The organism is Bacillus sp. RZ2MS9 (assembly GCF_001816185.2).
GTDB lineage: Bacteria > Bacillota > Bacilli > Bacillales > Bacillaceae_G > Bacillus_A > Bacillus_A cereus.
The window spans coordinates 1,995,369-2,019,824 of the sequence record NZ_CP049978.1; the positions used below are offsets into that span (position 1 = coordinate 1,995,369).

The following is a 24,456-nucleotide window of genomic DNA, read 5'->3' on the forward strand; positions in this document are numbered from 1 at the left end:
ATGGTTAAAAGATGATATAACACAAGAAGATGATAATCATAATGATTTGGAGAATTGCTTTCGCTACTGTACTGCTTAAAAAACCAACTACAGTAGCGGCTCCAACTAGAAAGGCATCTTTTGGCGCTTTTTTATGCACTAGTTCTGTTATAAATACTGATAAGAACGGTATGATAATAAGTCCGAATGGTGGGAAGAAGAACGATCCGACAATGATAGAAATCATTCCGACACGTTCGCCCCATTTAGAACTACCGTATTTTTTTAAGAAATATCCATTTGCAATAAAATCAGCAACGAAAATGAAAAGAGTAAAAATGACTTGAATAATCCAAAAAGAAGTTGTTAATTCGCCTCCATTTATACCGAAATGGTAAATCAAATATCCAGCCCAGACAGCTAGTATGCCAGGGATAATTGGATAAATAAAGGCGAGAAATGAAACAACGAAACAGGCAATGATACAAATTGTTAATAAAACAGTCACTTTATAGCTCCTTTTTAATATCTAGTTTATGTACAGCAACTTTTTTGACTTGATGGCCATCAAGTTCTAATACTTTAAATTGAAAACCAGCATATTCAATGGAATAGCCAGCTTCAATATTTAAGTCAACTGCTTGAGAAAGAAGCCATCCTCCGATTGTATCTAAATCACTATCATCAATATGTAGGCCAAACATATCATTTACTTCAGAAATAAGCACCTTTCCATCTAAAACAGTAAGCTTAGGTGTACGCTTTTCAATCATAGGTGATTCATCCGCATCGAATTCATCTTGAATTTCTCCAATGATTTCTTCAAGAATATCTTCCATCGTTAAAAGTCCGGCAGTACCACCATATTCATCCATAACGATTGCCATCTGAACGCGATTTTTTTGAAGATGGACTAACGTTTTACGAATTGGAACTGTTTCAAATACAGTTAGAACAGGATGTATATAAGATTCAAGTGGTTTATAAATACCTTTCGTTTGATCATGGAATACTTCTTTCGTATTGATCATCCCAATGATATCATCTTTATCTTTTTCGATAATTGGATAGCGTGTATATTTTTCAGTAGCGACGATATCCATATTTTCTTCTAACGTATTTTCAGTAGATAAGCAAATCATTTCGGTACGAGGAACCATAATTTCTTTTGCAACTCGATCATCAAATTCAAAAATGTTATTTACATATTTATATTCGGTTTGGTTTATTTCACCGCTTTTAAAACTTTCACCTAAAATGAGTCGCAATTCCTCTTCAGAATGAGCAAGTTCACTTTCTTTCGCAGGTTCTAATCCGAGTAATTTTGTGAAAAATATAGCTGTACTATTGAGTAGCCAAATGAATGGGTACATAATTTTATCAAATAAAATAAGCGGTCTTGCAAATTTGAGTGTGATCGCTTCTGCTTTTTGAATTGCGAAAGACTTTGGAACTAATTCACCTAATACAACGTGGAAAAATGTAATAACACTAAAAGCGATAACAAAAGATAAAGTGTTAGCCATTGTTCCAGTAATATTAATTTTTTCAAAGAGCGGTCGTAGTATATGCTCCACAGTTGGTTCACCAAGCCAACCAAGCCCTAAAGAAGTGATTGTAATTCCGAGCTGACAAGCTGATAAATAAACATCTAAATTAGATAGGACGCTTCTTGCAGCTAAAGCTTGTTTATTACCTTCATTTGCAAGTTGGTCAATTCGACTTTTTCGTACTTTTACAACAGCGAATTCTGATGCAACGAAAAAGCCAGAAATAAGAATAAGTACAAAGATGAGAAAAATATTTAATATGTCCAAGCGTGTTCTCCATTCCAAGGTTTGGAATAAAGATGTCACCTCCTGCAATTATGTTATACTTTTATAATAAATCCAAATGAAAAGAATAGTCAAAGGAAAAGGGTAAATATTGGTATGTTTCTGTAATAGTTTTTGAATTTGCTGTTATTTTGTCCGCTATACAAAAGGAATAACCCCCTACTTTTAGATTATAGAGGGTTATTTTAAATTAAGGTTTTGGAACACTTCTCGTCAAAGTGTATGACTGTTGTTTGGAGTAGTTTGTGGTCCATAGTGTTTGAAGGAAAGAAAGTATGCTATATGGGATATAGAGTAGTAATAAGCCGATTGTAACAATTATGGGTGAATTTCCGCCAAATTGAACGATAAATTGTAACAGTCCATTTGCATGAAAAACGCATTCCATAAAAACGAATGAAAGAATAATGGAACCTAAAATTGATTTATGATTCGAAGTAAGCGCCAAAAACAATGTATCCACAAGAAAAGAATCATGTTTTATTTCATATTCATTTGTGTTTTTTAAGAAAGGAATCCATTTTTTTACTGCTTGCATAACGATAATCATGGAAGTACTACATACGATGATAAATGATGAGTAGTAAGGAAGGTTTATAAATTGTGCGATGTATAGAAGTAGTAATAAGACTGAACATTGTAATACTACAGTGCAAAAAGAGTAAGGTATCCATTTCAATACAGTAGTAAACTTTTTAAACGAATTAGGTAATTTGAAAAATAAATGGCCGATACCCAAACTTATGAAAAATCCGATCGCAAGGGTAAAAGTAAAACGAACAATTGATATAAAATATATTTCCCATATGTAAGGGAATAATGGTGTTGAATGATTAGAAGTATGTATCATTTGGTTTGCTGAGAAAAAGATAGATTCATGCATCCAATCAACCTTTGGAATTGATATAGAAGAAAGCTGTGCGAAGTTTTGAAAAATGCTAATAAATCCATTTTGATAAGAATAATTGTGTGTAATAAAAAGAGCTGGAATAGGACTTATGGCAAAAATAACAATAATACCAATTATAAATTTACATATATGTGAGCGTAATAAGGACATATAACCACCTACTCTTAGAATATTCAGAAAATTCTTATTCTTATTTTAGCTTTTTTTGAAAGAAGTTACAATATATTTTTCATTCAGTAATTCAGAGAGAAGATTTGATAGCAAAAATATGCAAGTGAAGGATTCATGAATAAATTATGACAAGAAAATGAATAATTTTCAGAAAAATAAAATAAATTATTTATTTTTTTCTGAAAATATAATATAGTTATGGCACAGAAAGTATTTTAACATAAGGAGGCTTTTTATGAGGATTAAAGGGAATTACGTGCCGAAAAGGGAAGTTTTACTGTGCTCAAGTTCGATTACGATAGGGGAAGCGTTAGAGCATTTAAATAAAACGGGGTATCGTTGTGTACCAGTTTTAGATGAAAAAAAAGAGAAATTTTTAGGGAATATATATAAAGTAGATATTTTAGAATATAAAGGATCACTTGATGAGAGTGTAATACAATTATTAAACGATAAAGAAGGATTTGTGAGAGAAGATTCATCTTTCTTTAAAGTATTTTTTACAATAAAAAAATTGCCTTATTTATCAGTAGTTGATGAAAAAGGGGTTTTCCTTGGAATTTTAACGCATAAAAAAGTTTTTGAGTTATTAGAGGATGCATGGGGTGTTCACTCTAGTAAATACTCTGTCATGATTGGAACGCAAGACTATAATGGAGCAATCCAAAAGTTATCGACAGTTTTAAAGAAATACACTGGTATTCAAAGTTTGATGACTTTTGATAATGATGCCTTATTAGTTCGTAGAATTATGTTTACATTAGGAGAAGAGTTTAACGACGGTGAATTAGAGACATTATTGAAAGATTTAGAAGATCACGGATTTAGAGTTGTGTATGTGGAAGAGATGAAAAATCCACGTGAAGTTGAAACGATAGAGTAACATACAAAAGCCATCTAAATTATATTAGATGGCTTTTGTATGTTACGTGTATAAAGTTATTTGAAAATAACGATCGAATAATAGGTGAGATTATAACAATATTTGTGTAAGAGAATAAAAAATGTAGATAATTTCGATTTTCAAAAAAATCAATTTGAAAATATGTTTTTATTTTGCAACTAAATATGTTACTATATGTGTGATAAAAACAAAGAGGTCTGACATCTATACTCCACATAATAATACTCTAATGATTTGAAAATTCAAAAAAATCAAAATTTAAAATAATAATTGTATTAATGATTAGAGTAAAAATAAGGGGAATGGAGAAATTATGGAGAAAGACACTGCTTTGTAAGGGGCATATTTTATCATCTTGAGCAGAGAGGAGGATGCATAGCATATTGTAAAATATAGAGATAAACAATGAAAAAGTGCTATGCAAATGAAGAGCATGAAGGGACGTTTAAGGCCAGGTGATACGGTAGCAATTGGTTTAATGCTATTTGCATTATTTTTAGGAGCAGGAAATTTAATTTTTCCGCCAGTTTTAGGTCAACAAGCAGGAGAGAATGTTTGGATTGCTACAATAGGATTCCTTGTAACGGGAGTCGGATTACCCCTACTAGCTGTAACAGCTGTCGCGTTTGTAGAGGGGGACTTGAAAGCGCTATCTTCTAGAGTCCACCCTATATTTGCGTTTATTTTCCCATTGATTAGTTATTTAGCAATTGGACCATTTTTCGCGATTCCTCGTACTGGAGCTGTTTCGTTTGAAATGGGTATGAAGCCGTTTTTATCAGAGGCAATGGTTTCAGAGTGGTACATGCTATTTCTTTTCACGATAGTTTTCTTCGGAATAACGTGGTATTTATCATTAAATCCATCTAAATTAGTGGATTGGTTCGGAAAGTTTCTTACACCATTATTAGTATTAATTGTCGCTGTTATTGTCGGAAAGGCAATTATTGATCCAATTGGAGAGCCAGCTGCGCCGTTAGCTGCTTACAAAGAAAATGCTTTCTTTGGTGGATTTATTCAAGGATATTTAACGATGGATGCAATTAGCGCGCTCGTATTCGGAATTGTCGTTGTACAAGTTATCCGCTCTAAAGGGATAAAAGAGAGTAGTCAAATTGCAAAAATAACAGTAGTATCAGGTATTATCGCTGTACTTGGTTTAACGTTAATTTATTTATCGCTTGCTTATCTTGGTTCAACAAGCACATCACTTGGTATCTCAGAAAACGGTGGTCTTATTTTAACGAATGTTGTAAATGAGCTATATGGGACGAGTGGTAAAATTTTATTAGGGCTTGTTATTATACTCGCTTGTTTAACAACTTCTGTTGGGTTAACATCTGCGTGTGCGGGTTTCTTTACAAACTTATTCCCAAAACTTTCGCATAAAACGATTGTAACAATGGTATGTGTATTTAGTTTAATTGTATCTAACCTAGGTTTAACACAATTAATCGCAGTAACATTACCTGTGTTAATGATCATTTATCCAGTTGCAATTGTATTAATTGTACTTTCGTATTTCCATAAGTGGATTGGGAAGCGTAATACAATTTATATTGGAGCTATTTTAGGTGCATTGTTAATTAGTTTCTTTAACGGTTTAGAAAGTGCGAAAATTAAAATTGACGCGATTTCTAATGTACTACAAATGTTACCGTTATATAACGAAGGAATCGGATGGTTAATTCCATCATGTATTGGCGGGATTCTCGGTTTCTTCTTCTATAAATCAAATGAATCAAGTGAATTACAAAAGAAAGGTGCTTAGGCACCTTTCTTTTTTTGAAGGGGATTTTTGTATTTTGTCTAAGTAATAATTGGGGGGAATGATAAATGGCTAATTTTGAAGATTTTTTAAATTTGGATTTGAGAATTGGAACTGTAATACATGCAGAGGAATTTAAAGAAGCGAGAGTACCAGCGATTAAACTAGCAATAGATTTTGGAGAAATCGGGATAAAGCAGTCAAGTGCTCAAATTACGAAAAGGTATAGTCCAGAAGATTTAATCGGTCAACAAATCGTTGCTGTTGTAAACTTTCCACCAAAGCGTGTAGCTGGATTCAAATCAGAAGTGCTTGTGCTTGGTGGTGTTCCTGAAGCTGATGATGTTGTGTTACTTCAGCCTAATATGAAATTGCCAAATGGAACAAAAATTAGCTAGGGTGAAGGTAGGGGCTAATATGGATATCGGACGAGAATATTTACAATGTGCGATTTCGAACTTTAAAGCAACAAAGAAACAAGGGGAACGGGCACTTTCTCAATTATCATATGAACAAATACAATGGTCTTCTCATGAAGAAACAAATAGTATAGCGATTATTATTAAGCATCTGCACGGTAATATGCGTTCTAGATGGACGGATTTTTTAACGTCTGATGGTGAAAAAACAGATCGTAATCGAGATGGTGAATTTGAAGGATGCTATCATTCAAAAGAAGAAACCCTTATAGCTTGGCAAGAAGGATGGAAATATGTTTTTAATACGATGAATACTTTAACGCCGGAACACTTATTGAAGACGGTATACATTCGCGGTGAAGCACATACTGTCATGCAAGCAATTGAAAGGCAAATTGCTCATTATGCATTGCATATTGGTCAGATTATTTACATTGGGAAGATATTAAAAGAAAACGAGTGGGAATGTTTAAGTATTCCGAGAGGTCAGTCTACGCGTTATGTAGAGAAAAAACGTTCAACATAATAATAAGAAAGAAACCGATAAAAAATGGGAAAAAAGAAAGTCAGCCAAATAATAGATGGTTCTGTAATCATAAGAATACTGCCAAAAATAAGTCCATATATAATAAGAAAGAAATTGAAAAGTGTATTCACAGGGAGAAATCGTGAGATAAACACTTGCTGTCGTTTAAAACAATCACTGTGAAATAAATAAAAGCGGAAGTACCATGTGGCTGTAATAAGGTCTTTCTTTCTCACAATTCTTTTTTTGCATGTATGACAGATAAATGGTGGTTGCATTTCATTACGCTCCATTTTTTATTTTCATAATAATGTGAGACAAAAGTAGGTACAAAGTGTATGTTCCTATATACGCTCCTGCAATAAGGAAAAATGGATTCAGTAAAATTCCATGAATGCTCGTCATGAAAACTAAATCTTGTATTAAAACATCGTATATATTAATGGAAATAATTATACCGAGTACATACAGTGCCAAGTACGCAGAAATATGTAGCACAATAGAGATTTTTGGTTGCTTAGCGGACAAATAAAAAATGAATGATAGAGCGATTGGTAATATTCCTATTAATAGCTTCAATTCATTTCACCTCATTAACAATATAGCCGAAATTTTAACGGTCTATTCTCTAGGGCTTGTACATAACTTGAAATAGAGAGGTGATAGTATGAATCGGGGCTTTTTTTTTATGAAGTTTACAAGTATGCGTAAGTTAGTTTTATTTGTTATTACTACAATGCTAGCGACTTTTTTTCTTATTAGTATGATGGTAACCTCTATGAAAGAGACAAAGTCAACGTATTTATATAATTGGTTAAATGAGTTATCGATGAATGGTTACATGTATGTACTTGGAAAAGAGAATCATTATTTTACACAGGAGTATCGAAATTTGAATCAAGATTTTTCAATTTCTTCTTTTCTCTTTTCTATGGCTACAAATATTCGCTTTAATGATGTACGCAGTTTCGTCGGGAAAGAGCTCCCGGGGTTTGGTAAGTACGATACAGAAATTGTTATTGCGGGTGAGGGTACAAATTATTCTAACTTACCGATAGAGTCGAGTGTTCCTCTTGAAGAAGTGGTGAAGGAACGGACTAGTGGAACTGGACAAGTACCTAAACAAGATACGAGTAAAGAGAAAAAACAGCCGTCCCAAACGACTGGGAAGAGACAAGTTGCGTTTATTTATCATACACATAGCTGGGAATCTTATTTACCTTTACTTAACTTAACGAATGACCCGAATCCGAATAAAGCAACGAGTTCTGTATCGAATATTTCTATATTAGGAGATCGTTTCCGTGAACAACTAGAAGGTGAAGGGATTGGAGCTACTAACGATAAGAGTGATGTTGGTCAAAAGTTAATAAGTAAAGGTTTAAACAGTAATAGTTCGTATAAAATGTCACGAGAAATTGTGCAGCAAGCTATGGCTGGAAATAAAGATCTTCAATACTTTTTTGATTTGCATCGTGATAGTGCCCGAAAGAATGTAACGACAAAAACAATTGGAGATAAGTCATATGCAAAGCTTGCATTTGTAGTAGGGAAAGGAAATAAAAACTATGAAAAAAACTTACAATTAGCGACAGCTTTACATGAGGCGATTAATAAGAAATATCCAGGAGTGAGTCGTGGGGTCATTCAAAAAGGGTTCCAGACAGGAAATGGAATCTATAATCAAGACCTATCAGGACAAGCAATATTAATTGAAGTTGGCGGTGTAGATAATACAGAGGAAGAATTGAATCGATCAATTGATGCACTTGCTAAAGCATTTGGTGAATATTTTTGGCAGGCAGAAAAAGTGAATGGATAAAGTGAAACGTGAATTAGCCAGGACATCTATCGATAATTATTAGCGCACTTCAATCTTGAAAAAACGTAAGTGTAATGCTTGCGTTTTTTCTTTGTAATGGTGAGACGTCACAGAATAGACATAATTTGTCGTTGTTATAGTAATATCGAAATTTGTCAATTTATAGTAGGAGATTTACAAAGGAATTTTCGGGAAAGTAGAGAAAATCTTTTTATAAGGAAAACTTTTTATTATGAAACTGGTAGGGTGATTGAAGTGATTAGGGAAATCGAAATAGAAGATGCAGCATCATTTTTGCAATTAAGTAAGCAATTAGATGAAGAAACGAAGTTTATGCTATATGAACCAGGAGAAAGGAAAACTACAGCTGAGCAACAAGAAAAAATGATCCATCGATTTATGGAAAATGAATATGCAACAATATTTGTAGCAGTTGAAGATGAGAGGATAGTAGGTTTTATATTAGTGAATGGAAATAACATTCAAAGAAAGAGGCATGTGGCAAGCATTGTAATTGGTATTTTGCAAGAGTATAACGGGCGAGGTATTGGGACTAGATTGTTTAAAGAGGTTGAGAAGTGGGCAAAATTACATGATGTATGGCGTTTAGAATTAACAGTAATGGCCCACAATACAAGAGCTCAGGCACTATATAAAAAAGCTGGATTTGAGAAAGAAGGTGTCAAAAAAGCTGCTCTTATTATCGATGGAAAGGGCATCGATGAGTATGAAATGGCCAAATTATTAAAATAAGAGGTCGTTATATGAAAAAAAGATGGGCACTACTTGGTATTGTAGCTGCAATAATTATTATTGGAGTAGCAGGAATCAATTATAAAATGTATAAGGATAAGCAGGCGCGGGAAGTAAGTGTAAATAGCATATTTCCGAAAGCGAAAGAAACGATTGCTAATATGGATGGGGATATTGCGGTAATTAATAATCCGAATTCAATGCTTGTACTTGTAAATAAAAGTAGGCGTTTACCAGATGGGTATAGACCGCCAGATTTAGTTATTCCGAAAGTGCGCTACTCTAGTGAAGGTGATCAAGAAAAGAAAAAGATGAGAAAAGAGGCAGCGAGGGCGCTTGAGGATATGTTTCAGCAGGCTGACAACGAGCGTATTTTTCTTTTTGCAGTTTCTGGATTTAGATCTTTTGATCGACAAAAAGCATTAAATACGATGTATAAAAAACAAGACGGGGAAGCAAAAACAGCAATGTCTAGCGCGGTTCCTGGCACAAGTGAGCATCAAACTGGACTAGCTATGGATATTACGTCTCAATCTGCTAAATTTCAGTTAGAGACGGTTTTTGGGGAAACGAAAGAAGGTCAGTGGCTTTCTGAAAATGCCCATAAATTTGGTTTTGTTGTTCGATACACAAAAGCGAAAGAAACGATTACGGGTTATCGGTATGAACCATGGCACGTAAGGTATGTGGGAAATCCACAAGCTACATATTTGTATGATAATCAACTGACGCTTGAAGAAGTAACAGAGTAAATGATTGAGGGGAGAGACGTATAATGACGATGTTATATAAGAAAAAAGTACATGCATATATTACAAGAGAAAAAGAGGGGGTTATGCAATTACTTGTTTTTAAACATCGTGATATACATGAAGCTGGTATTCAAGTGCCAGGAGGAACGGTTAATGAAGGTGAAACGTTAGAAGCGGCTATATTGCGTGAAGTACAGGAAGAATCCGGATTGCGTCATTTATGCATAGAACGTTTTTTAGCAGATTACATCATACATATGAAAGAAAAACAGGAATATGAAAAACGCCACTTTTTTCATGTAACTTTACTAACAGATGTAAAGGATACTTGGGAACATATTGTAAGTGCTGGTGAGGAAGATAAAGGATTAGTATTTTGCTACGAATGGGTTGATATTGCAAAATGCCCTGAATTAGCTGGGAAACAAGGTGAGTTTTTACATTTGTTAGATGAAGTATACGCACAGTAATGTAAGAGTCTGAAGCGAAGTTTAATCTGTTTCAGACTTTTTTTATTTTTCGGGAAATTAAAGGTGTTTAAATAAGGATATTGAATTTCTTTAAAGGGATATTAATTAAGCTAGCTTATGCTTTTGAACAAGCGACAAAGCATAGAAAAATCCCCAACTTATCATGAATAGAATAAACAAAGAGGACAGGAATCCCTGTCCTCTTTGTTTTAGTGATTAAATTGAAATATCGTTCTGCTCTGTCTTATGATATTTTAATAAACTAAAAGATAAACAAGCGGAACATAAAATAAGAATAGAAGCGATGATATAAATTGTACGAACACCGAACATATCAGTAATAATGCCAATGCTAAGCATAGATAGTCCAGAGGCTGTTGAAAGAAGTGCACCATGTGCTGTATACATTTTGGATAATAAAGCAGGGGCGACACTTGATTGTAAAACAGTCGTTTGGGAAATATCTCTAATTTGATAACATGGTCCCATTAGAACACATAGAAAAAGCGCAATAAATCCGCTGCTTGTCATACCGTATAAAAATGTAAGAATACTAAACATAAGAGAGCCAATCGACATAGATCGTATTAAATTGTTTTGAATATAGGAACTCATTTTCCAGGCTAATAGACCACCGATTAACGTGCCAACATAATAACTTGTATTAATATATCCCCACCATTCTTCGCCCTTATGAAGGATAGTCGTAACGTATGCCATCGTAATAGCACCAATCCATATTGTCCCTGCGAAAGTTTCGATTAAGTCCATATATGTAACGGTACGGAGAGAAGGATTTTGAAATAGGAGTTTCCAACCTTCCAATAAAACAGTACTTTTGGAAGAGGGAGAATCTGCTATTCTTTCAGTATGTATGGAACGTAATGAAAAATGTAATGCAATGCATCCGAAAATCATTAAAATGTTATTAATCATGAGTGTAGAAGTAGTGCCAATGAGAAGAACGACAATACTCGTAAATGAATAAGCAACGGCTTGCACAATTTGTGTTGAAAAGGAAAAGATACTATTTACTTTTACTAATTTTTCTTTCGGTGTAAGGCGCGGAAGAATACTGTATAATAACGGAGCACTCCACCCACTACATAATGAAATGACAAAAATAAAAGTTAATAGAGCTATAATGTTTGTGGATAAGACCGGGAACAAAATCATTAATAATAGTAAAAAGACTGTTTTCAGCCATTGGAGCGTATATAACAGCGTATAAGATGGAAAACGATTTATTATAAGTGGTGCAGAGATGTTAGCAATTAGATTTGTGATAACTTGTAATAATGGAAAAAGAGCAGTAATAGTAGCTGATTTAGTTGCTATATAAATATGAGTTGTAATAATCATTACATATACGATGTCAGCGAGAGTAATGCATATTTTGGAACCTAAATAGTAGATTAGTGACAGGTTTCTCAATAAGATTATCACCTCTATAAAAAATAGTATTTAGTAATTAGAATAATTGTAATTTAAAAATTAAAATTTTTAAAGAATTTAATTTTTTGTCACTTTTTGAAAGGGATTTTCATGTATAATGAAGAATATATTGATATAGTATTATATTAATGATCATTGTAACAGTGAGTATGTACAATAGCTTGTAGCAAACGCCCAAGTGTAAGAAAGGGCGGATAAACCATTCTTTTCTTCATATACATATAGAAAATGAGAAAGAAAGTGAGGGTTGCATATGGCTGCTTGGGTAATTTGGTTTATAATAGCTGGTATTTTATTTATCGCAGAAATGTTGTCGATTACATTTTACATGCTTTGGCTTGGAATTGGAGCTGTTGTCGGAGGTCTTATTGCTTTGTTTGCTCCTGATGCACTACTGTTACAAGTTACTGTTGGTGCAATTGTAAGTTTAACTTTGACATTCTTTACGAAAAGAATTTCAAAAAACTTTCGAGAAGCAAAAGGTTTTACTGATACAGTAGATATGCTTGTTGGTAAAAAAGGGATTGTTATGCAAGCGATTACAAATGAAGCGAATGGTATTGTGAAAGTGGATGGAGATACTTGGACAGCTATTGCAGATTCTTCAATTGATGCTGGAGAAAAAGTCGTTGTTATAAAGAGGCATAGTACTATATTACAAGTGAAAAAGGAGAGTGAATAAATATGGTAGCATTAACGTTAACGATTATATTCGCACTAATTGTAGTTACATTTATCGCATTAACAATTAAAATTATTCCTCAGCAAAAAGTTGGGGTTGTTGAAAGATTTGGTAAGTTTCAACGTATCATGCACCCAGGGTTAAATATTTTAATACCAATTGTAGATCGTGTTCGTGTATATCATGACTTACGTATTCAACAAACGAATGTACCACCGCAAAAGGTAATTACGAAAGATAATGTTCAAGTAGAAATTGATACTATTATTTTCTATCAAATTGTTGAACCAGAACTTGCGACATATGGTATTTCAAACTATGAATATGGTGTTCGTAATATTACTTCAGCAACGATGCGTCAAATTATCGGTAAAATGGAACTGGATGAAACGTTATCTGGTCGTGAAAAAATTTCAACAGAGATCCGCTTAGCGCTTGATGAAGCAACAGAAAAATGGGGCGTACGTATTGAACGTGTCGAAGTTGTTGATATTAACCCGCCAAAAGATGTGCAAGCATCAATGGAAAAACAAATGAAGGCTGAGCGTAATAAACGTGCGATTATTTTAGAAGCTGAAGCAGCAAAACAAGATAAAGTCCTTCGTGCTGAAGGGGAAAAGCAAAGTAAAATCTTGATGGCTGAAGGGGATAAAGAAGCGCGTATTCGCGAAGCTGAAGGTATAAAAGAAGCAAAAGAATTAGAAGCGCAAGGGGAAGCAAGGGCAATTGAAGAAATCGCAAAAGCAGAACAAAATCGTATTGAATTGCTTCGTGAAGCGAATTTGGATGAGCGTATACTTGCTTACAAATCATTTGAATCATTAGCTGAAGTTGCAAAAGGACCAGCAAATAAAGTCTTTATTCCGTCTAATGCAATTGAAACACTTGGTACTCTCGGGGCAATTGGAGAAATATTTAAAGAAAAACAAGTGAAGAAACTACCTTCAAATGATACAGGAAAAGAACAATAAAAGTGAGGAAGAGAAATGGGATACCATTTCTCTTTTTTTGCGTATATTCCGAAAAGCTTGTACATATCCATGTATAAAGAAGGTGATGCAGTGAAAAAGTATGCAACTCGAATACATGGGAAGAAACTGATTTCGTTACTCCTTTTATATGCGCTAATAGTAATTATGATAGCGTCGATTTTGACGTCATTTTTACATACAATGAAATCAAATTATGCAAATCAATGGTTTGGAAAAGTATCGATGCAAGGTTTTGTTCAAATGATAGAAAGTGAGAATCGCTATTACGGATTTGATTATTTTAAGAAGAATAAAAGAGAGTCAGTTGGAAATTTAATGTTCTCTATTGCGACAGATTTGAAAATTAAAGATTTAAGAACATTCGTCGGTAAAGAAGTACCTGGTATGTCAAAGTATTATTCTAATATTATCGTAGCTGGGGAAGGGACAAACTTGACGAATATCCCAAATGAATCTAGTGTACCGATTGAAGAAGTAACGAAAGAACGGGAAATAGCAAAAGATAAAGTTACAGAAGCGGAAAAGAATAATCCGGTTCAGAAAAAGAACGGAGCGAAAAAAGGTGAAAGTGCAGTATATATTTATCATACACATAGCTGGGAATCCTTCTTTCCATTATTACCAGGGGCAACTGATCCATCTAGCCCAGATGTAAATGTGTCTTTACTAGGGAAACGTATGAAAGAGCAACTTGAAGGACAAGGAATTCCGGTAGTTCATGATAAAACGAATATGGGTGATTTATTAGCGAGTAAAAAGTGGGTATGGTATCAGTCATATAAAGCGTCTCATGAATATGTAAAAGAAGCATTAGCACAAAATAATAAAATTGCGTTTCCGATTGATATACACCGTGACGATCAGCGTAAGAAAGTAACAACAAAAGTAATTAACGGAAAATCGTATGCAAGATTATATTTTATAATTGGGATGGAAAATGAAGGCCGTGCTGAAAATGAAAAAATTGCAAGAGCCATCAATAGTTATTTAGATGAAAACTACTACGGATTAAGTAGAGGGATTTTTCCAAAGTATAAAAAAGATGGAAATGGCGTTTATAATCAAGATTTATCGAAAAATGCGATGTTAATTGAAGTTGGTGGTGTTGATAATACGTTAGATGAATTATATAACACAATTGATGTGTTAACAGAAGCGTTTAGTAAATATTATTGGAATGATGCGGAAAAAGTGAATGGATGAGGGACGGGAGACCGTTCCTTTTTTATTTTCGAATCTTAAAAAGTGATATAATGGAATTTTATGAATGTTAAATAAAGGGAGAGAGAAACATGCAAATACTACTAATACGCCACGGAGAATCAGAAGCTGATATTTTACATGTGCATGAAGGTCGAGCTGATTTTGAGTTAACTGACAAAGGGAGACAACAAGTACAAAGACTTGTACAGAAAGTGAAAGAAGATTTTGCGCCAGATTTCATTTGGGCAAGCACATTAAAACGCGCTCGTGAAACGGGTGAAATATTAGCAGAAGCAATTGGTTGTCCAATTCAATTAGAAGAGGAATTAATGGAGTTTAATAATGGAGTGCAAGCAGGCTTATCATTTGAAGAAGCAAAGAAATATCCAGAGCCAAAGTTTCTTCATGACCGTTTTGAAAACGGAGAATCATTTATTGAGTTTCGAATGAGAATAGAAGGAATCTTTTCTAAAATTATGATAGAGAATACATATGATCGAATTGCAATTGTTGCCCATGGAGGCGTAATTAATAGTCTATTACGTGCATTTTTCAAAATGCCAATTTCAATGGACTACTATTTCAAAATGGGAGATACGGGAATAAGTTTAATTGAAATTGAGGGTGAACAAAAAACGGTGCATTTCATTAATGATACGAATCATTTGGACGGGATGTAAAGACTTATGTACAAAGTTGTATTTTTCGATGTTGACGGTACGTTATTAAGTGAGATTGATAGAAGCATGCACGAAAGTACAAAAGAAGCGATACGAAGGTTAATAGATAAAGGAATTCACGTAGTTGTTACAACTGGAAGACCGTATAGTTTATGCTCACAATTTAAGGAACTAGGTATAAATACGTTTATTTCAGCAAATGGTGCACATATAAAATGTGGGAAAGAAGTTATACATAAATCAGTACTTTCAAGCGAAATCGTTCATGATATTTCAAATTTTGCTGAATTACATGGTCACAGTGTTTCTTACTTTACAGAAGAATTTGCAATGAATAATATTGCTTCCAAAGATGAACGTGTCATGCGAGCGTTAAATGAAACTTTAAATTTAGAGCGGTATCCTGACAAAGTTAGAAACTTATCAGATGAGATGTATTGCATATGTCTGTATGCTGATGATACAGAAGCTCAAAAATTCATTGAAAGATATCCAGCACTTACGTTTGAGCGTTTTCATGGTTACGTTATAAATGTATTGGAAGATAGTAAAGTATCGAAGCTAACTGCAATTCAAAAAGTATTGGAACATTTAAACATTAGTAAATTAGAAGCCATTGCTTTTGGCGATGGTGGAAATGATATTGAGATGTTGCAGTATGTAGGATTAGGAGTTGCGATGGGAAATGGTGGAGAGGAGTTGAAGAGAAGGGCTGATTTCGTTACAACGAAGGCGAGTGAAGGCGGAATTTCTTATGCCTTAAAGAAGTTGCGAATTATTTAAAACTAATAGTTAGTCAGTGTGAAAAATCCTGTTTTAATAATGGCTTTTGTTAATATGTATACTGTTTTAGGGAATTATTTGAGCTCTCCTACTTACAATTTAACTGCAGAACAAATCCTTTATTTTCGCTTAGCAGGGCTGTTTGGTATGTTGCTGTCACCACTTGCAGGTCTTTTAACAAAGAGGTTTGAAGTAAGGAAAGTTCTTCAAGGAGGATTGTTGATTGTTATTTTTAGTCTAAGTTCAATGGGCTTTGTTTCGGATCTATCTCTACTTGTAATGATGAGTGTCTGTTTTGTAATAGGTATTGCTATATCCGTTCCGTCTTTAGTTTCTCTTGGAGGTCAATTAGGAGGGAAAGCAAGGGGAATATACTTTTATTTTATTTTTAGGTACTAGTATAGGACCTATCATTTCTATTTATCTTATGAAAATAGGAGGTTATGCTCAAACATTTATTTTATTAGGAATGATACTTTTTATTGGTTTTGTAGCTAATTAATGAATGAGTGGAAAATCACTCAAATAAAGGAATGCGAGGATCTTTCATATGCTCGCATAATAAAATATGAATTTGTCCACGATGATGATAAAAGTGTGCAACGATTTCAAGTAACCATTCAAAGCGCGAATAAGAAATCCCCCAATAGGCAGTCATAACTTTTGCTAATTCTATTTGGGAGTAGGAAAGAAATGTTTTAGAGAGAAGGTTGTATCCTTCAATCATCGTTTGTTGCATGTGAGCAACTGTTACGGGTGTATGTTCTATATAAAAGGTATGTAATTCTTTTTCTGAAATACCATTTAAAATGAGTAAATCAGCATGACAAATAAGAGAAAGATGTGCACACATTTCAAATAATGATCGTTTTGAGTGAATCGGTTGTATTTTTAAATCGTTTTCACTATATTGGTTAAGCATATAAATAGAAGTATCAATAGCAACTTTTAGTTGATGCAATGCAGATTGAACAAACATTGTAATTCTCCTCGTCTCCGTATATAATAGTTTCTTGAGGATATTATATCATACTCAAAATTCCGAAAATTCTAGTAGTTTGACTAGCATAATGAAAAGTATTATATTGTAAAAGGTCATATGAAACGTGAAATAGAATGGAATGCAATTATTGAGTTAGGAGTTAGACCAATGAGTTTGAAATATGGAAGAGATACAATTGTAGAAATTGACTTAAATGCTGTAAAACATAATGTAAAAGAATTTAAAAAACATGTAAATGATGAAGAAATTAAGATGATGGCTGCTGTAAAAGCGAATGGGTATGGCCATGGGGCAGTTGAAGTTGCCAAAGCTGCAATTGAAGCGGGAATACATCAACTTGCAGTTGCATTTGTAGATGAAGCAATAGAATTAAGAGAAGCAGGAATTACTGTACCAATTTTAATTTTAGGATACACACCAGTAGCGGCTGTAGAAGATGTAATTCAATATGACGTTATGATGACTGTTTATAGAGTAGAAGATTTACATGGTATAAATGAAATTGCAAACCGTCTTCAAAAGAAAGTACAAATTCAAGTGAAAATTGATACAGGAATGAGTCGTATCGGTTTACAAGAAGAAGAAGTTAAACCATTTTTAGAAGAATTAAACCGTATGGAGTATGTAGAGGTAGTAGGGATGTTTACGCATTACTCTACGGCAGATGAAATCGATAAATCATATACGAATATGCAAACAAGTTTATTTGAAAAAGCTGTTAATACAGCGAAAGAATTAGGAATTCAAATACCATATATTCATAGTTCAAATAGTGCGGGATCAATGGAATTAAGTAACACATTTCAAAATATGGTACGCGTTGGAATAGGAGTGTACGGTATGTATCCATCAAAAGAAGTGGATCATTCAGTCGTTTCTTTACAGCCTGCGTTGTCGTTAAAATCAAAAGTAGCTCATATTAAACATGCGAAGAAGAATCGTGGTGTAAGTTATGGGAATACGTATGTAACAACTGGTGAAGAATGGATTGCGACTGTACCAATTGGTTATGCTGATGGTTATAATCGTCAATTATCTAATAAAGGCTATGCGTTAATTAATGGGGTTCGAGTACCTGTTATTGGCCGTGTTTGTATGGATCAGTTAATGTTGGATGTTTCAAAAGCGATGCCAGTACAAGTAGGAGACGAAGTAGTATTCTACGGTAAACAAGGTGAAGAAAATATCGCAGTAGAAGAAATAGCGGATATGTTAGGTACAATAAACTATGAAGTTACATGTATGCTAGATAGAAGAATTCCGCGTGTCTATAAAGAAAATGACGAAACAACTGCAGTTGTAAATATATTAAGAAAAAACTGAATCATTTCGATTCAGTTTTTTTATTTTTTTATTCATATCAAATGCGAATATACCCTCGTTATGTAATACGGAGTAAACTTTGTGAAACACACTTTTTAGTTCAACTAAATTAAACTATCACCGGCAGAGATGACCAGTCCCGCAACAAAGATCTAATATACGAGAGTAGGGAAGAGCATCTTGTAAAACGAGGCTGGATGGGAGTATTCAACAAAATGTCCCCAATGTTTATTATAGATGTCTGCTAAAATATCATAATTAGAATAAATTGTTTTGTTAACATATGTATTCACCTAAAAATTCATTAAATTATAATAGTCATGCCTCGTTTTAATTTCAAAACCACATTGTGTATATAGTTTTAAAGCGTGGATATTTTTCGTTTCGACGTCTAATTCAATTGTTGAAACTCCTTCTGTAATAAGGGTATGTACTATATTACAAAGAATATCTTTTCCGTATCCTTTACCTTGATAAGAAGGATGAACGGCGAATCCTGATAGTGTAGTAGATTGCTCTTGTTTAGAAACTGTAATTGTTCCTATCACTTTTCCAGCAATAAAGGCACTGTAAACTTGATGGGAAGATGAATTCATCATTTTTTGTAACCATGTAGTCGTATTTTCTACTGAATCACCAAAAGCTTTACTAGAAATTTTAATAAGATCAAGAAGTGATTCTGAAGGTGCAAGAGTAAGCTGTATATTATTATCTGTTGTTTTTTGAATTTCGTTTGTTTTGCACTCCATACTATATTCACTATATAAATATGGTAACTTCATATGTTTTACAAATTCATTCCCAGAAATAGAATCCCCATTAATAATAAGAAGAGCTTCATCTGTCTCTCTATTTTGTATTTCTTTCATTGCAGTTTGTAAAAGGATAGTTCCGAAACGTTGTTTTCTAAAATGAGGATGTACAAAGCCTATTAGTTCAAGCTTTGTTGGTCTTTCGAAATCATACATATTTAAAGCGCCAATTAATTGAGTACCGTTATAAAGAAGAAAATCGTTTATATAATCTTCATTTCGATTTTTTAAAAAGTTGATATGTAAATCTGAAGAGTAATCAAGATTGTCTTGTTGCCCACAAATATAAGCCAAATCCTTCATTTGCTGTATTTCACTTTCTGTTACAGAACGCTTTTTCTGAATATCCATTGTATATTCCCTCTCATTCGTATTTAAAAATAGGATGGGTGACTTAACCATTTTTTTAATTCCACATTACCTTGCACAGATAACAGTCGGTATAAATAACGATAAGGCTGTCTATATTCTTCTAAGTGAGGAATAGACATAATTGTTTCGTAACCACTTTTAAAGGCATGTGCTTTTTTCTGTAAATTCTATAAATTCATTATATAACAGATGATGTGTTATGAGGATAAAGATAAAAAGATAGACAGCATACTTACATTTATAGTGAAAACTCATTAAAAATATTATATTTCTCTATTTTTGTATGAATTGTCTAAAAATAATGGTGGTAATACTTGAATGTAAGACTCGTATCTTTAAATCTATGAAGAGTAAAAGTAAAATTAAGCATTCATTTATAAGATTGTGAATCACAATAATGTAGACTATAGAAAATATTTCTCAATAATAAAATGAAGAGAAAAGCATGAAGAAGTAGAATGCATTCATTTATAATAGACTTAAATTAATTAATATAATTAATTGTTAATTTTATTATATTAATTGGATAGGAGAGAATGTTATGGCAAATGTACTCGTAATAAATTTTCCTGGGGAAGGTCATATTAATCCGACTTTAGCTATTGTAAGTGAGTTAATTCAGCGAGGGGAAACAGTTGTTTCTTATTGTATTGAAGATTATAGAAAGAAGGTTGAAGCAACAGGTGCGGAATTCCGAGTGTTTGAGAATTTTCTCTCTCAAATTAATATTATGGAACGAGTAAATGAAGGTGGGAGCCCTTTGACGATGCTATCTCATATGATTGAAGCATCAGAGCGTATTGTTACTCAAATTGTAGAAGAAACAAAAGAGGAAAAATATGATTATTTAATATATGATAATCATTTTCCAGTAGGACGTATTATAGCGAATATTTTACAATTACCAAGCGTTTCATCCTGTACAACGTTTGCTGTTAATCAGTACATTAATTTTCATGATGGGCAAGAATCGAGACAAGTAGATGAAATGGATCCATTATATCAATCTTGTTTAGCGGGAATGGAAAGATGGAATAAGCAGTATGGAATGAAATGTAATAGTATGTATGATATTATGAACCATCCTGGTGATATTACGATTGTATATACTTCAAAAGAATATCAGCCACGTTCAGAGGTATTTGATGAATCGTATAAATTTGTAGGTCCATCAATTGCTACTCGAAAAGAAGTGGGGAGTTTTCCTACCGAAGATTTAAAAAATGAAAAAGTGATTTTCATTTCTATGGGAACAGTTTTTAATGAACAACCTGCTTTGTATGAAAAATGTTTTGAAGCGTTTAAAGATGTTGATGCGACAGTCGTATTAGTCGTTGGTAAGAAGATAAATATAAGTCAATTTGAAAATATCCCGAAAAACTTTAAGTTGTATAATTATGTCCCGCAATTAGAAGTTTTACAGCATGCTGATGTATTCGTGACACATGGTGGTATGAATAGTTCGAGTGAAGCGTTATATTACGGTGTTCCATTAGTTGTAATTCCGGTAACAGGAGATCAGCCATTCGTTGCAAAACGATTGACTGAAGTAGGGGCAGGAATAAGACTTAATCGCAACGAGTTAACTTCTGAATTGTTACGTGAGACTGTAAAGAAAGTAATGGATGATGTGACGTTTAAGGAGAATAGTCGTAAAGTGGGAGAGTCGCTTAGAAATGCCGGTGGATATCAAAGGGCAGTTGAGGAAATATTTAAATTAAAAATGAAGCCGTACGTAAAGATTAAATAGATGTTAAAACACACTTACTTTTAATTTGTAAGTGTGTTTTTAGTATTACGCGTTACATGTGTTACATAAAAATAGCGATAAAGGAGAAACTTTTGTGTATATAAATCGATACCTTTGAATTAGTAGTAAAATTACGTTAAAATAATACTAAGAAAATATATAAGTTTTGGGGGTAATGAATGAAGAAAGTATTTGAATACGTATTATTAACAATTGGCTCAATTATAGTAGCAGGTTCATTAGAGCTTATTTTAGCACCTAATGGATTAGTAGATGGCGGGGTAACGGCTATTGCTATTATGGCAAATAAAGTCGCAGGATTGCCGCTTTATGGTGTGTTCTTAGGAATTAATATCCCAATTTTATTATTTACTGCAAAAGTAATGGGAAAGAAATTTTTTATCCGTACATCTTATGCGAATGTAGTTACAACACTCGGATTAATTTATTTAAAACCATTTCCAGCAATTACGACTTCTGAGTTATTAATTGTACTTTATGGTGGAGTACTGTTTGGAATTGGTGTTGGGATTGTTGTTAAAATGGGTGGAGCAATTGACGGTTCGGAAATGTTAGCAGTTTGGATGAATAAACACTTTAATGTACCGATTAGTACATTTTTACTTGCAGTAAATGCAGTTATTTTCATCTTTGTTGCCATTTTATTTTCAATCGAACAAGCGATGTTCTCATTAGCAATTTTCTATATTGTTACGAAGATGATTGATTTTATATTAGATGGTATTAATCAAGGTAAGAGCGTTATGATTATTTCTGGTAAGAATAAAGAAATAGGCGATTTACTTATGAAAGAATTGCAACTATCTGTTACGTATCTACATGGAGAAGGTGGTTTTTTAGGGGAGCATAAGAGAATCATTTATTGCATTACAAACCGATTCATTTATCCGAAAATGAAAGATCTCGTTCTCTCTGTAGATCCAGCCGCTATAATCGAAGCTTCCTATTCAACAGAAACGACTGGTGTGAAACGTCCGGGAAGGAAAGCTAGGTCAGGTGAATAACTAGAAGAAGGCTGTCCAAAAAGTTATTTTGGAACAGCCTTCTTTTTTATTTTGTTGAATTGTTAACATGTTACAAGTTAAATCCACTGTTAAAAAGTTTCCTTGCAACTAGGAAACCAAGCGTCTTTTAATAATCTAGCCAACGTTTCAATTTTATTTTCTGGAATACTACCAAAGCCGAGTAATACGTATGATTCCTTACGTAAATCATTCACGAAATCATATGGAGAAAGTGGGTATAATTTAACGCTTTGTTTTTTAGCGGATTCAATCAGTTCATTTTCATTCATACTGTTATGGACACATAAAACAATATGAAGTCCGGACTGTTCGCCAAGAATTTGAACATTAGCCCCCATTTCTTTCATAATGGATTTTACTAACGCATGATGTTTTCTTTTATATAGTGTACGACTCCGATTAAGGTGACGTTCCCAATTCCCGCTTTGTATAAAGTTAGCAAAAGCAAGTTGTTGTATTGTAGCGACTGTTTGTTTGAAAATTCCATGCAGTTCTTGATATGTTTTTAAAAGGTGTGGTGGTAAAACAACATATCCCATTCGTAAAGAAGGTAAAAAAGATTTTGAGAAAGTCCCCATATAAATAACGCGTTCATTTGAATCAAGACTTTGTAAAGAAGGAATCGGCTTACCAGCGTAGCGAAACTCTCCATCATAGTCATCTTCAATAATGTATCCGCTGCAATCATTAGCCCACTTTAACAATTCTAATCTTCTAGATAAAGGCATAATAATCCCGAGTGGAAATTGGTGTGATGGTGTAACGTATGCGACATTGGAATTTGTATTGTATAAACTAGAAATATCAATACCTTTTTCATCCAATGGTATGGGATGAATTTGTCTATCACAGCTTTTAATGATTGCGTGTATACGGTGAAATCCAGGGTTTTCAATGCCGTATTCTTTTGTAGGGCCAAGCAGTTGAAGTAGTAGCCAGAGAATTGGCTGCGTTCCGGCGCCAATCACAATTTGATCAGGTGAAGAATGGACACCGCGAGAATGATATAAATATGTTGATATATGCTCTCGAAGAGCGAATTCACCTTGAGGGTCTTCTTTGGCAAATAGTGCATTTTCGTATGTAAGTATGGATTCTTGTAATGCTCGTTTCCAATTTGTAATCGGAAATGCATTTTGATCAATAAGTCCTTGGCTACAATCATATTCAAATTTTTCGTCTATCAAATTGCTCGTCTTCTTTGCTGCATTTCGCTTTTTATTTGGGATAACGTCAATATCGAAATTTGCTACAAAAATACCACGTTTCGGTTTACTTTCTACATAACCTTCAGCTAATAATTGTTGATAAGCTGATTCAACAGTAATGCGGCTAATATTAAGTTGTGATGCTAAATTTCTGTGTGAGGGTAGACGTGTGCCGACAGAAATAGTCCCTTGTATAATTTCAGCTTTTATATATTCGTAAATTTGCAAGTAAATAGGTGTGTTACTTTGTAATTGCAATGGGATAGTAAAATCCATATAAAACTCTCCTTTAAAACTGGCCTTATAAAAAACACTTAAACTGTCACTTAAGTGAAGGGCAGTTACTTTCTATAATAATGATATAACATTTAGAAAATTAAATAAATAGTTAGAGGAGAGTTAAAAATGAATGTTAAAGAAGTAGTAACAGAAGAGCAATTACATGAAGTATTACCTGTTTTACAGCAATTACGAATGAAACTTTCAAAAGAGGAAACAAGCTCTTTATTTCGAAATATGAAAGAAGAAAATTATAAACTATTTTCGCTGCGTAATGAGAATGATGAAGTTGTTAGCCTTGCAGGTGTAGCGATTTGTACGAACTTTTATAATAAGAAACATGTTTTCGTATATGACCTTGTAACAGCAGAAGCACATCGTTCAAAAGGACATGGGAAAGTATTACTCTCGTATATAGAGAACTGGGGAAAGGAAAACGGATGTGAGTCTATCGTCCTCACGTCAGCATTTTCAAGAATTGATGCTCATCGTTTTTATGAAAGAGAAGGGTATGATAAGGTGAGTTATTCTTTTTATAAAGAATTATAAAAAATAAGAA

27 protein-coding genes and 2 pseudogenes are annotated in these 24,456 nt (G+C 33.5%); 18 read left to right on the forward strand and 11 right to left on the reverse strand.

What is annotated here, in order from left to right:
- Positions 1–4 precede the first annotated feature (4 nt).
- From BHV55_RS10310 to BHV55_RS10320, 3 genes are all read right to left on the reverse strand, one after another.
- A complete protein-coding gene (locus BHV55_RS10310; RefSeq protein WP_070757500.1) occupies positions 5–487 on the reverse strand; it encodes a DUF456 domain-containing protein in 483 nt (160 codons plus the stop codon).
- 1 nt (position 488) lies between these two features.
- Positions 489–1,796 (reverse strand): hemolysin family protein, encoded by a 1,308-nt coding sequence (locus BHV55_RS10315; RefSeq protein ID WP_000353738.1) that lies wholly within the window; start codon positions 1,794–1,796, stop codon positions 489–491.
- 208 nt (positions 1,797–2,004) lie between these two features.
- The gene (locus tag BHV55_RS10320) at positions 2,005–2,874 is read right to left on the reverse strand and encodes a hypothetical protein (protein WP_000055258.1); all 870 of its coding nucleotides are present in this window, start codon (positions 2,872–2,874) and stop codon (positions 2,005–2,007) included.
- Positions 2,875–3,130: 256 nt separating this feature from the next.
- Here BHV55_RS10320 and cbpA point away from each other — a divergent pair, with 256 nt between their 5' ends.
- The 4 genes from cbpA to BHV55_RS10340 all read left to right on the forward strand — a co-directional run bounded on the left by cbpA (position 3,131) and on the right by BHV55_RS10340 (position 6,512).
- Positions 3,131–3,778, forward strand: a complete 648-nt coding sequence (gene cbpA, locus BHV55_RS10325; RefSeq protein WP_001220526.1) for a cyclic di-AMP binding protein CbpA — start codon at positions 3,131–3,133, stop codon at positions 3,776–3,778.
- Positions 3,779–4,232: 454 nt separating this feature from the next.
- Entirely contained in the window at positions 4,233–5,570 is a 1,338-nt protein-coding gene (brnQ4, locus tag BHV55_RS10330) for a branched-chain amino acid transport system II carrier protein BrnQ4 (RefSeq protein WP_011110049.1), read from the forward strand.
- A 65-nt stretch (positions 5,571–5,635) separates the two neighbouring features.
- The gene (gene csaA / locus BHV55_RS10335) at positions 5,636–5,965 is read left to right on the forward strand and encodes a chaperone CsaA (protein ID WP_001263016.1); all 330 of its coding nucleotides are present in this window, start codon (positions 5,636–5,638) and stop codon (positions 5,963–5,965) included.
- Complete coding sequence (locus BHV55_RS10340; protein WP_139147416.1) at positions 5,946–6,512, forward strand: DUF1572 domain-containing protein; 567 nt, start codon at positions 5,946–5,948, stop codon at positions 6,510–6,512. Before csaA ends, BHV55_RS10340 begins: the two co-directional genes overlap by 20 nt.
- Here the strand turns inward: BHV55_RS10340 and BHV55_RS10345 are convergent.
- Together BHV55_RS10345 and BHV55_RS10350 are read right to left on the reverse strand one after the other, a co-directional pair.
- Positions 6,485–6,790, reverse strand: coding sequence for a hypothetical protein (locus BHV55_RS10345; RefSeq protein WP_002164560.1), 306 nt, complete (start codon positions 6,788–6,790; stop codon positions 6,485–6,487). The two genes, BHV55_RS10340 and BHV55_RS10345, sit on opposite strands and share 28 nt — an antisense overlap.
- 4 nt (positions 6,791–6,794) lie before the next feature.
- Positions 6,795–7,091, reverse strand: a complete 297-nt coding sequence (locus BHV55_RS10350) for a hypothetical protein (protein ID WP_000770736.1) — start codon at positions 7,089–7,091, stop codon at positions 6,795–6,797.
- A gap of 88 nt (positions 7,092–7,179) precedes the next feature.
- On the opposite strand from BHV55_RS10350, the gene spoIIP (BHV55_RS10355) reads away from it, so the two are divergent.
- The 4 genes from spoIIP (BHV55_RS10355) (at position 7,180) to BHV55_RS10370 (ending at position 10,309) form a co-directional block, all read left to right on the forward strand.
- Entirely contained in the window at positions 7,180–8,334 is a 1,155-nt protein-coding gene (gene spoIIP, locus BHV55_RS10355; protein ID WP_001079280.1) for a stage II sporulation protein P, read from the forward strand.
- Between the two features lie 255 nt (positions 8,335–8,589).
- A complete protein-coding gene (locus BHV55_RS10360) occupies positions 8,590–9,087 on the forward strand; it encodes a GNAT family N-acetyltransferase (protein ID WP_000617573.1) in 498 nt (165 codons plus the stop codon).
- Positions 9,088–9,098: 11 nt separating this feature from the next.
- Entirely contained in the window at positions 9,099–9,839 is a 741-nt protein-coding gene (locus tag BHV55_RS10365) for a M15 family metallopeptidase (RefSeq protein WP_000747647.1), read from the forward strand.
- A gap of 23 nt (positions 9,840–9,862) precedes the next feature.
- A complete protein-coding gene (locus tag BHV55_RS10370) occupies positions 9,863–10,309 on the forward strand; it encodes an NUDIX hydrolase (protein ID WP_000178289.1) in 447 nt (148 codons plus the stop codon).
- A 216-nt stretch (positions 10,310–10,525) separates the two neighbouring features.
- Here BHV55_RS10370 and BHV55_RS10375 read toward each other — a convergent pair whose 3' ends face one another.
- Entirely contained in the window at positions 10,526–11,743 is a 1,218-nt protein-coding gene (locus tag BHV55_RS10375; protein ID WP_070757496.1) for an MFS transporter, read from the reverse strand.
- A 274-nt stretch (positions 11,744–12,017) separates the two neighbouring features.
- On the opposite strand from BHV55_RS10375, the gene BHV55_RS10380 reads away from it, so the two are divergent.
- The 6 genes from BHV55_RS10380 to BHV55_RS10405 all read left to right on the forward strand — a co-directional run bounded on the left by BHV55_RS10380 (position 12,018) and on the right by BHV55_RS10405 (position 16,503).
- Positions 12,018–12,446, forward strand: a complete 429-nt coding sequence (locus BHV55_RS10380; protein ID WP_000741974.1) for an NfeD family protein — start codon at positions 12,018–12,020, stop codon at positions 12,444–12,446.
- Between the two features lie 2 nt (positions 12,447–12,448).
- The gene (locus BHV55_RS10385; protein WP_000226253.1) at positions 12,449–13,417 is read left to right on the forward strand and encodes an SPFH domain-containing protein; all 969 of its coding nucleotides are present in this window, start codon (positions 12,449–12,451) and stop codon (positions 13,415–13,417) included.
- A gap of 15 nt (positions 13,418–13,432) precedes the next feature.
- Positions 13,433–14,641, forward strand: coding sequence for a stage II sporulation protein P (gene spoIIP / locus BHV55_RS10390; RefSeq protein ID WP_306418678.1), 1,209 nt, complete (start codon positions 13,433–13,435; stop codon positions 14,639–14,641).
- Positions 14,642–14,730: 89 nt separating this feature from the next.
- A complete protein-coding gene (locus tag BHV55_RS10395) occupies positions 14,731–15,321 on the forward strand; it encodes a histidine phosphatase family protein (RefSeq protein ID WP_070757494.1) in 591 nt (196 codons plus the stop codon).
- Between the two features lie 6 nt (positions 15,322–15,327).
- On the forward strand, positions 15,328–16,104 hold the full coding sequence (locus BHV55_RS10400) for a Cof-type HAD-IIB family hydrolase (RefSeq protein ID WP_000278964.1): 777 nt from the start codon (positions 15,328–15,330) through the stop codon (positions 16,102–16,104).
- A gap of 39 nt (positions 16,105–16,143) precedes the next feature.
- Positions 16,144–16,503: an MFS transporter gene (locus tag BHV55_RS10405; protein ID WP_003284084.1), complete on the forward strand. Its 360-nt coding sequence runs from the start codon at positions 16,144–16,146 to the stop codon at positions 16,501–16,503.
- Positions 16,504–16,621: 118 nt separating this feature from the next.
- Here BHV55_RS10405 and BHV55_RS10410 read toward each other — a convergent pair whose 3' ends face one another.
- Positions 16,622–17,083 (reverse strand): DinB family protein, encoded by a 462-nt coding sequence (locus BHV55_RS10410; RefSeq protein WP_000498004.1) that lies wholly within the window; start codon positions 17,081–17,083, stop codon positions 16,622–16,624.
- Positions 17,084–17,254: 171 nt separating this feature from the next.
- On the opposite strand from BHV55_RS10410, the gene alr reads away from it, so the two are divergent.
- Complete coding sequence (gene alr / locus BHV55_RS10415) at positions 17,255–18,430, forward strand: alanine racemase (RefSeq protein ID WP_021727885.1); 1,176 nt, start codon at positions 17,255–17,257, stop codon at positions 18,428–18,430.
- Positions 18,431–18,460: 30 nt separating this feature from the next.
- Here alr and BHV55_RS27425 read toward each other — a convergent pair.
- From BHV55_RS27425 to BHV55_RS10425, 3 genes and pseudogenes are all read right to left on the reverse strand, one after another.
- Positions 18,461–18,723: pseudogene (locus BHV55_RS27425) on the reverse strand (class I SAM-dependent methyltransferase); the annotation flags it as partial.
- Positions 18,724–19,593: a GNAT family N-acetyltransferase gene (locus BHV55_RS10420; protein WP_070757492.1), complete on the reverse strand. Its 870-nt coding sequence runs from the start codon at positions 19,591–19,593 to the stop codon at positions 18,724–18,726.
- Between the two features lie 23 nt (positions 19,594–19,616).
- Positions 19,617–19,775 (reverse strand): annotated as a pseudogene (locus BHV55_RS10425) (nitrate reductase); the annotation flags it as partial.
- Between the two features lie 380 nt (positions 19,776–20,155).
- On the opposite strand from BHV55_RS10425, the gene BHV55_RS10430 reads away from it, so the two are divergent.
- Together BHV55_RS10430 and BHV55_RS10435 are read left to right on the forward strand one after the other, a co-directional pair.
- Entirely contained in the window at positions 20,156–21,364 is a 1,209-nt protein-coding gene (locus BHV55_RS10430; protein WP_000024467.1) for a macrolide family glycosyltransferase, read from the forward strand.
- A gap of 179 nt (positions 21,365–21,543) precedes the next feature.
- Positions 21,544–22,389 carry a YitT family protein gene (locus BHV55_RS10435; protein WP_000755125.1) on the forward strand — a complete coding sequence of 282 codons (846 nt, stop codon included), beginning with the start codon at positions 21,544–21,546 and terminating at the stop codon, positions 22,387–22,389.
- Between the two features lie 89 nt (positions 22,390–22,478).
- Here the strand turns inward: BHV55_RS10435 and pdxR are convergent, their stop codons facing one another.
- Complete coding sequence (gene pdxR / locus BHV55_RS10440; RefSeq protein ID WP_070757490.1) at positions 22,479–23,894, reverse strand: MocR-like pyridoxine biosynthesis transcription factor PdxR; 1,416 nt, start codon at positions 23,892–23,894, stop codon at positions 22,479–22,481.
- A 129-nt stretch (positions 23,895–24,023) separates the two neighbouring features.
- Here pdxR and BHV55_RS10445 point away from each other — a divergent pair, with 129 nt between their 5' ends.
- Positions 24,024–24,446, forward strand: coding sequence for a GNAT family N-acetyltransferase (locus BHV55_RS10445; RefSeq protein WP_001101112.1), 423 nt, complete (start codon positions 24,024–24,026; stop codon positions 24,444–24,446).
- Positions 24,447–24,456: the final 10 nt, after the last annotated feature.

Bases quoted from the DNA above. Each gene is read 5' to 3' on its own strand.
- cbpA (WP_001220526.1), top strand. From the start codon at position 3,131: ATGAGGATTAAAGGGAATTACGTGCCGAAAAGGGAAGTTTTACTGTGC.
- BHV55_RS10420 (WP_070757492.1), bottom strand. From the start codon at position 19,593: ATGGATATTCAGAAAAAGCGTTCTGTAACAGAAAGTGAAATACAGCAA.
- BHV55_RS10340 (WP_139147416.1), top strand. From the start codon at position 5,946: ATGGAACAAAAATTAGCTAGGGTGAAGGTAGGGGCTAATATGGATATC.
- BHV55_RS10395 (WP_070757494.1), top strand. From the start codon at position 14,731: ATGCAAATACTACTAATACGCCACGGAGAATCAGAAGCTGATATTTTA.
- BHV55_RS10435 (WP_000755125.1), top strand. From the start codon at position 21,544: ATGAAGAAAGTATTTGAATACGTATTATTAACAATTGGCTCAATTATA.
- spoIIP (WP_306418678.1), top strand. From the start codon at position 13,433: ATGGGATACCATTTCTCTTTTTTTGCGTATATTCCGAAAAGCTTGTAC.
- alr (WP_021727885.1), top strand. From the start codon at position 17,255: ATGAGTTTGAAATATGGAAGAGATACAATTGTAGAAATTGACTTAAAT.
- BHV55_RS10410 (WP_000498004.1), bottom strand. From the start codon at position 17,083: ATGTTTGTTCAATCTGCATTGCATCAACTAAAAGTTGCTATTGATACT.
- pdxR (WP_070757490.1), bottom strand. From the start codon at position 23,894: ATGGATTTTACTATCCCATTGCAATTACAAAGTAACACACCTATTTAC.
- BHV55_RS10400 (WP_000278964.1), top strand. From the start codon at position 15,328: ATGTACAAAGTTGTATTTTTCGATGTTGACGGTACGTTATTAAGTGAG.
- BHV55_RS10320 (WP_000055258.1), bottom strand. From the start codon at position 2,874: ATGTCCTTATTACGCTCACATATATGTAAATTTATAATTGGTATTATT.
- BHV55_RS10380 (WP_000741974.1), top strand. From the start codon at position 12,018: ATGGCTGCTTGGGTAATTTGGTTTATAATAGCTGGTATTTTATTTATC.
- BHV55_RS10345 (WP_002164560.1), bottom strand. From the start codon at position 6,790: ATGCAACCACCATTTATCTGTCATACATGCAAAAAAAGAATTGTGAGA.
- BHV55_RS10430 (WP_000024467.1), top strand. From the start codon at position 20,156: ATGGCAAATGTACTCGTAATAAATTTTCCTGGGGAAGGTCATATTAAT.
- BHV55_RS10370 (WP_000178289.1), top strand. From the start codon at position 9,863: ATGACGATGTTATATAAGAAAAAAGTACATGCATATATTACAAGAGAA.
- BHV55_RS10445 (WP_001101112.1), top strand. From the start codon at position 24,024: ATGAATGTTAAAGAAGTAGTAACAGAAGAGCAATTACATGAAGTATTA.
- BHV55_RS10385 (WP_000226253.1), top strand. From the start codon at position 12,449: ATGGTAGCATTAACGTTAACGATTATATTCGCACTAATTGTAGTTACA.
- brnQ4 (WP_011110049.1), top strand. From the start codon at position 4,233: ATGAAGGGACGTTTAAGGCCAGGTGATACGGTAGCAATTGGTTTAATG.
- BHV55_RS10365 (WP_000747647.1), top strand. From the start codon at position 9,099: ATGAAAAAAAGATGGGCACTACTTGGTATTGTAGCTGCAATAATTATT.
- BHV55_RS10405 (WP_003284084.1), top strand. From the start codon at position 16,144: ATGGCTTTTGTTAATATGTATACTGTTTTAGGGAATTATTTGAGCTCT.
- spoIIP (WP_001079280.1), top strand. From the start codon at position 7,180: ATGAATCGGGGCTTTTTTTTTATGAAGTTTACAAGTATGCGTAAGTTA.
- csaA (WP_001263016.1), top strand. From the start codon at position 5,636: ATGGCTAATTTTGAAGATTTTTTAAATTTGGATTTGAGAATTGGAACT.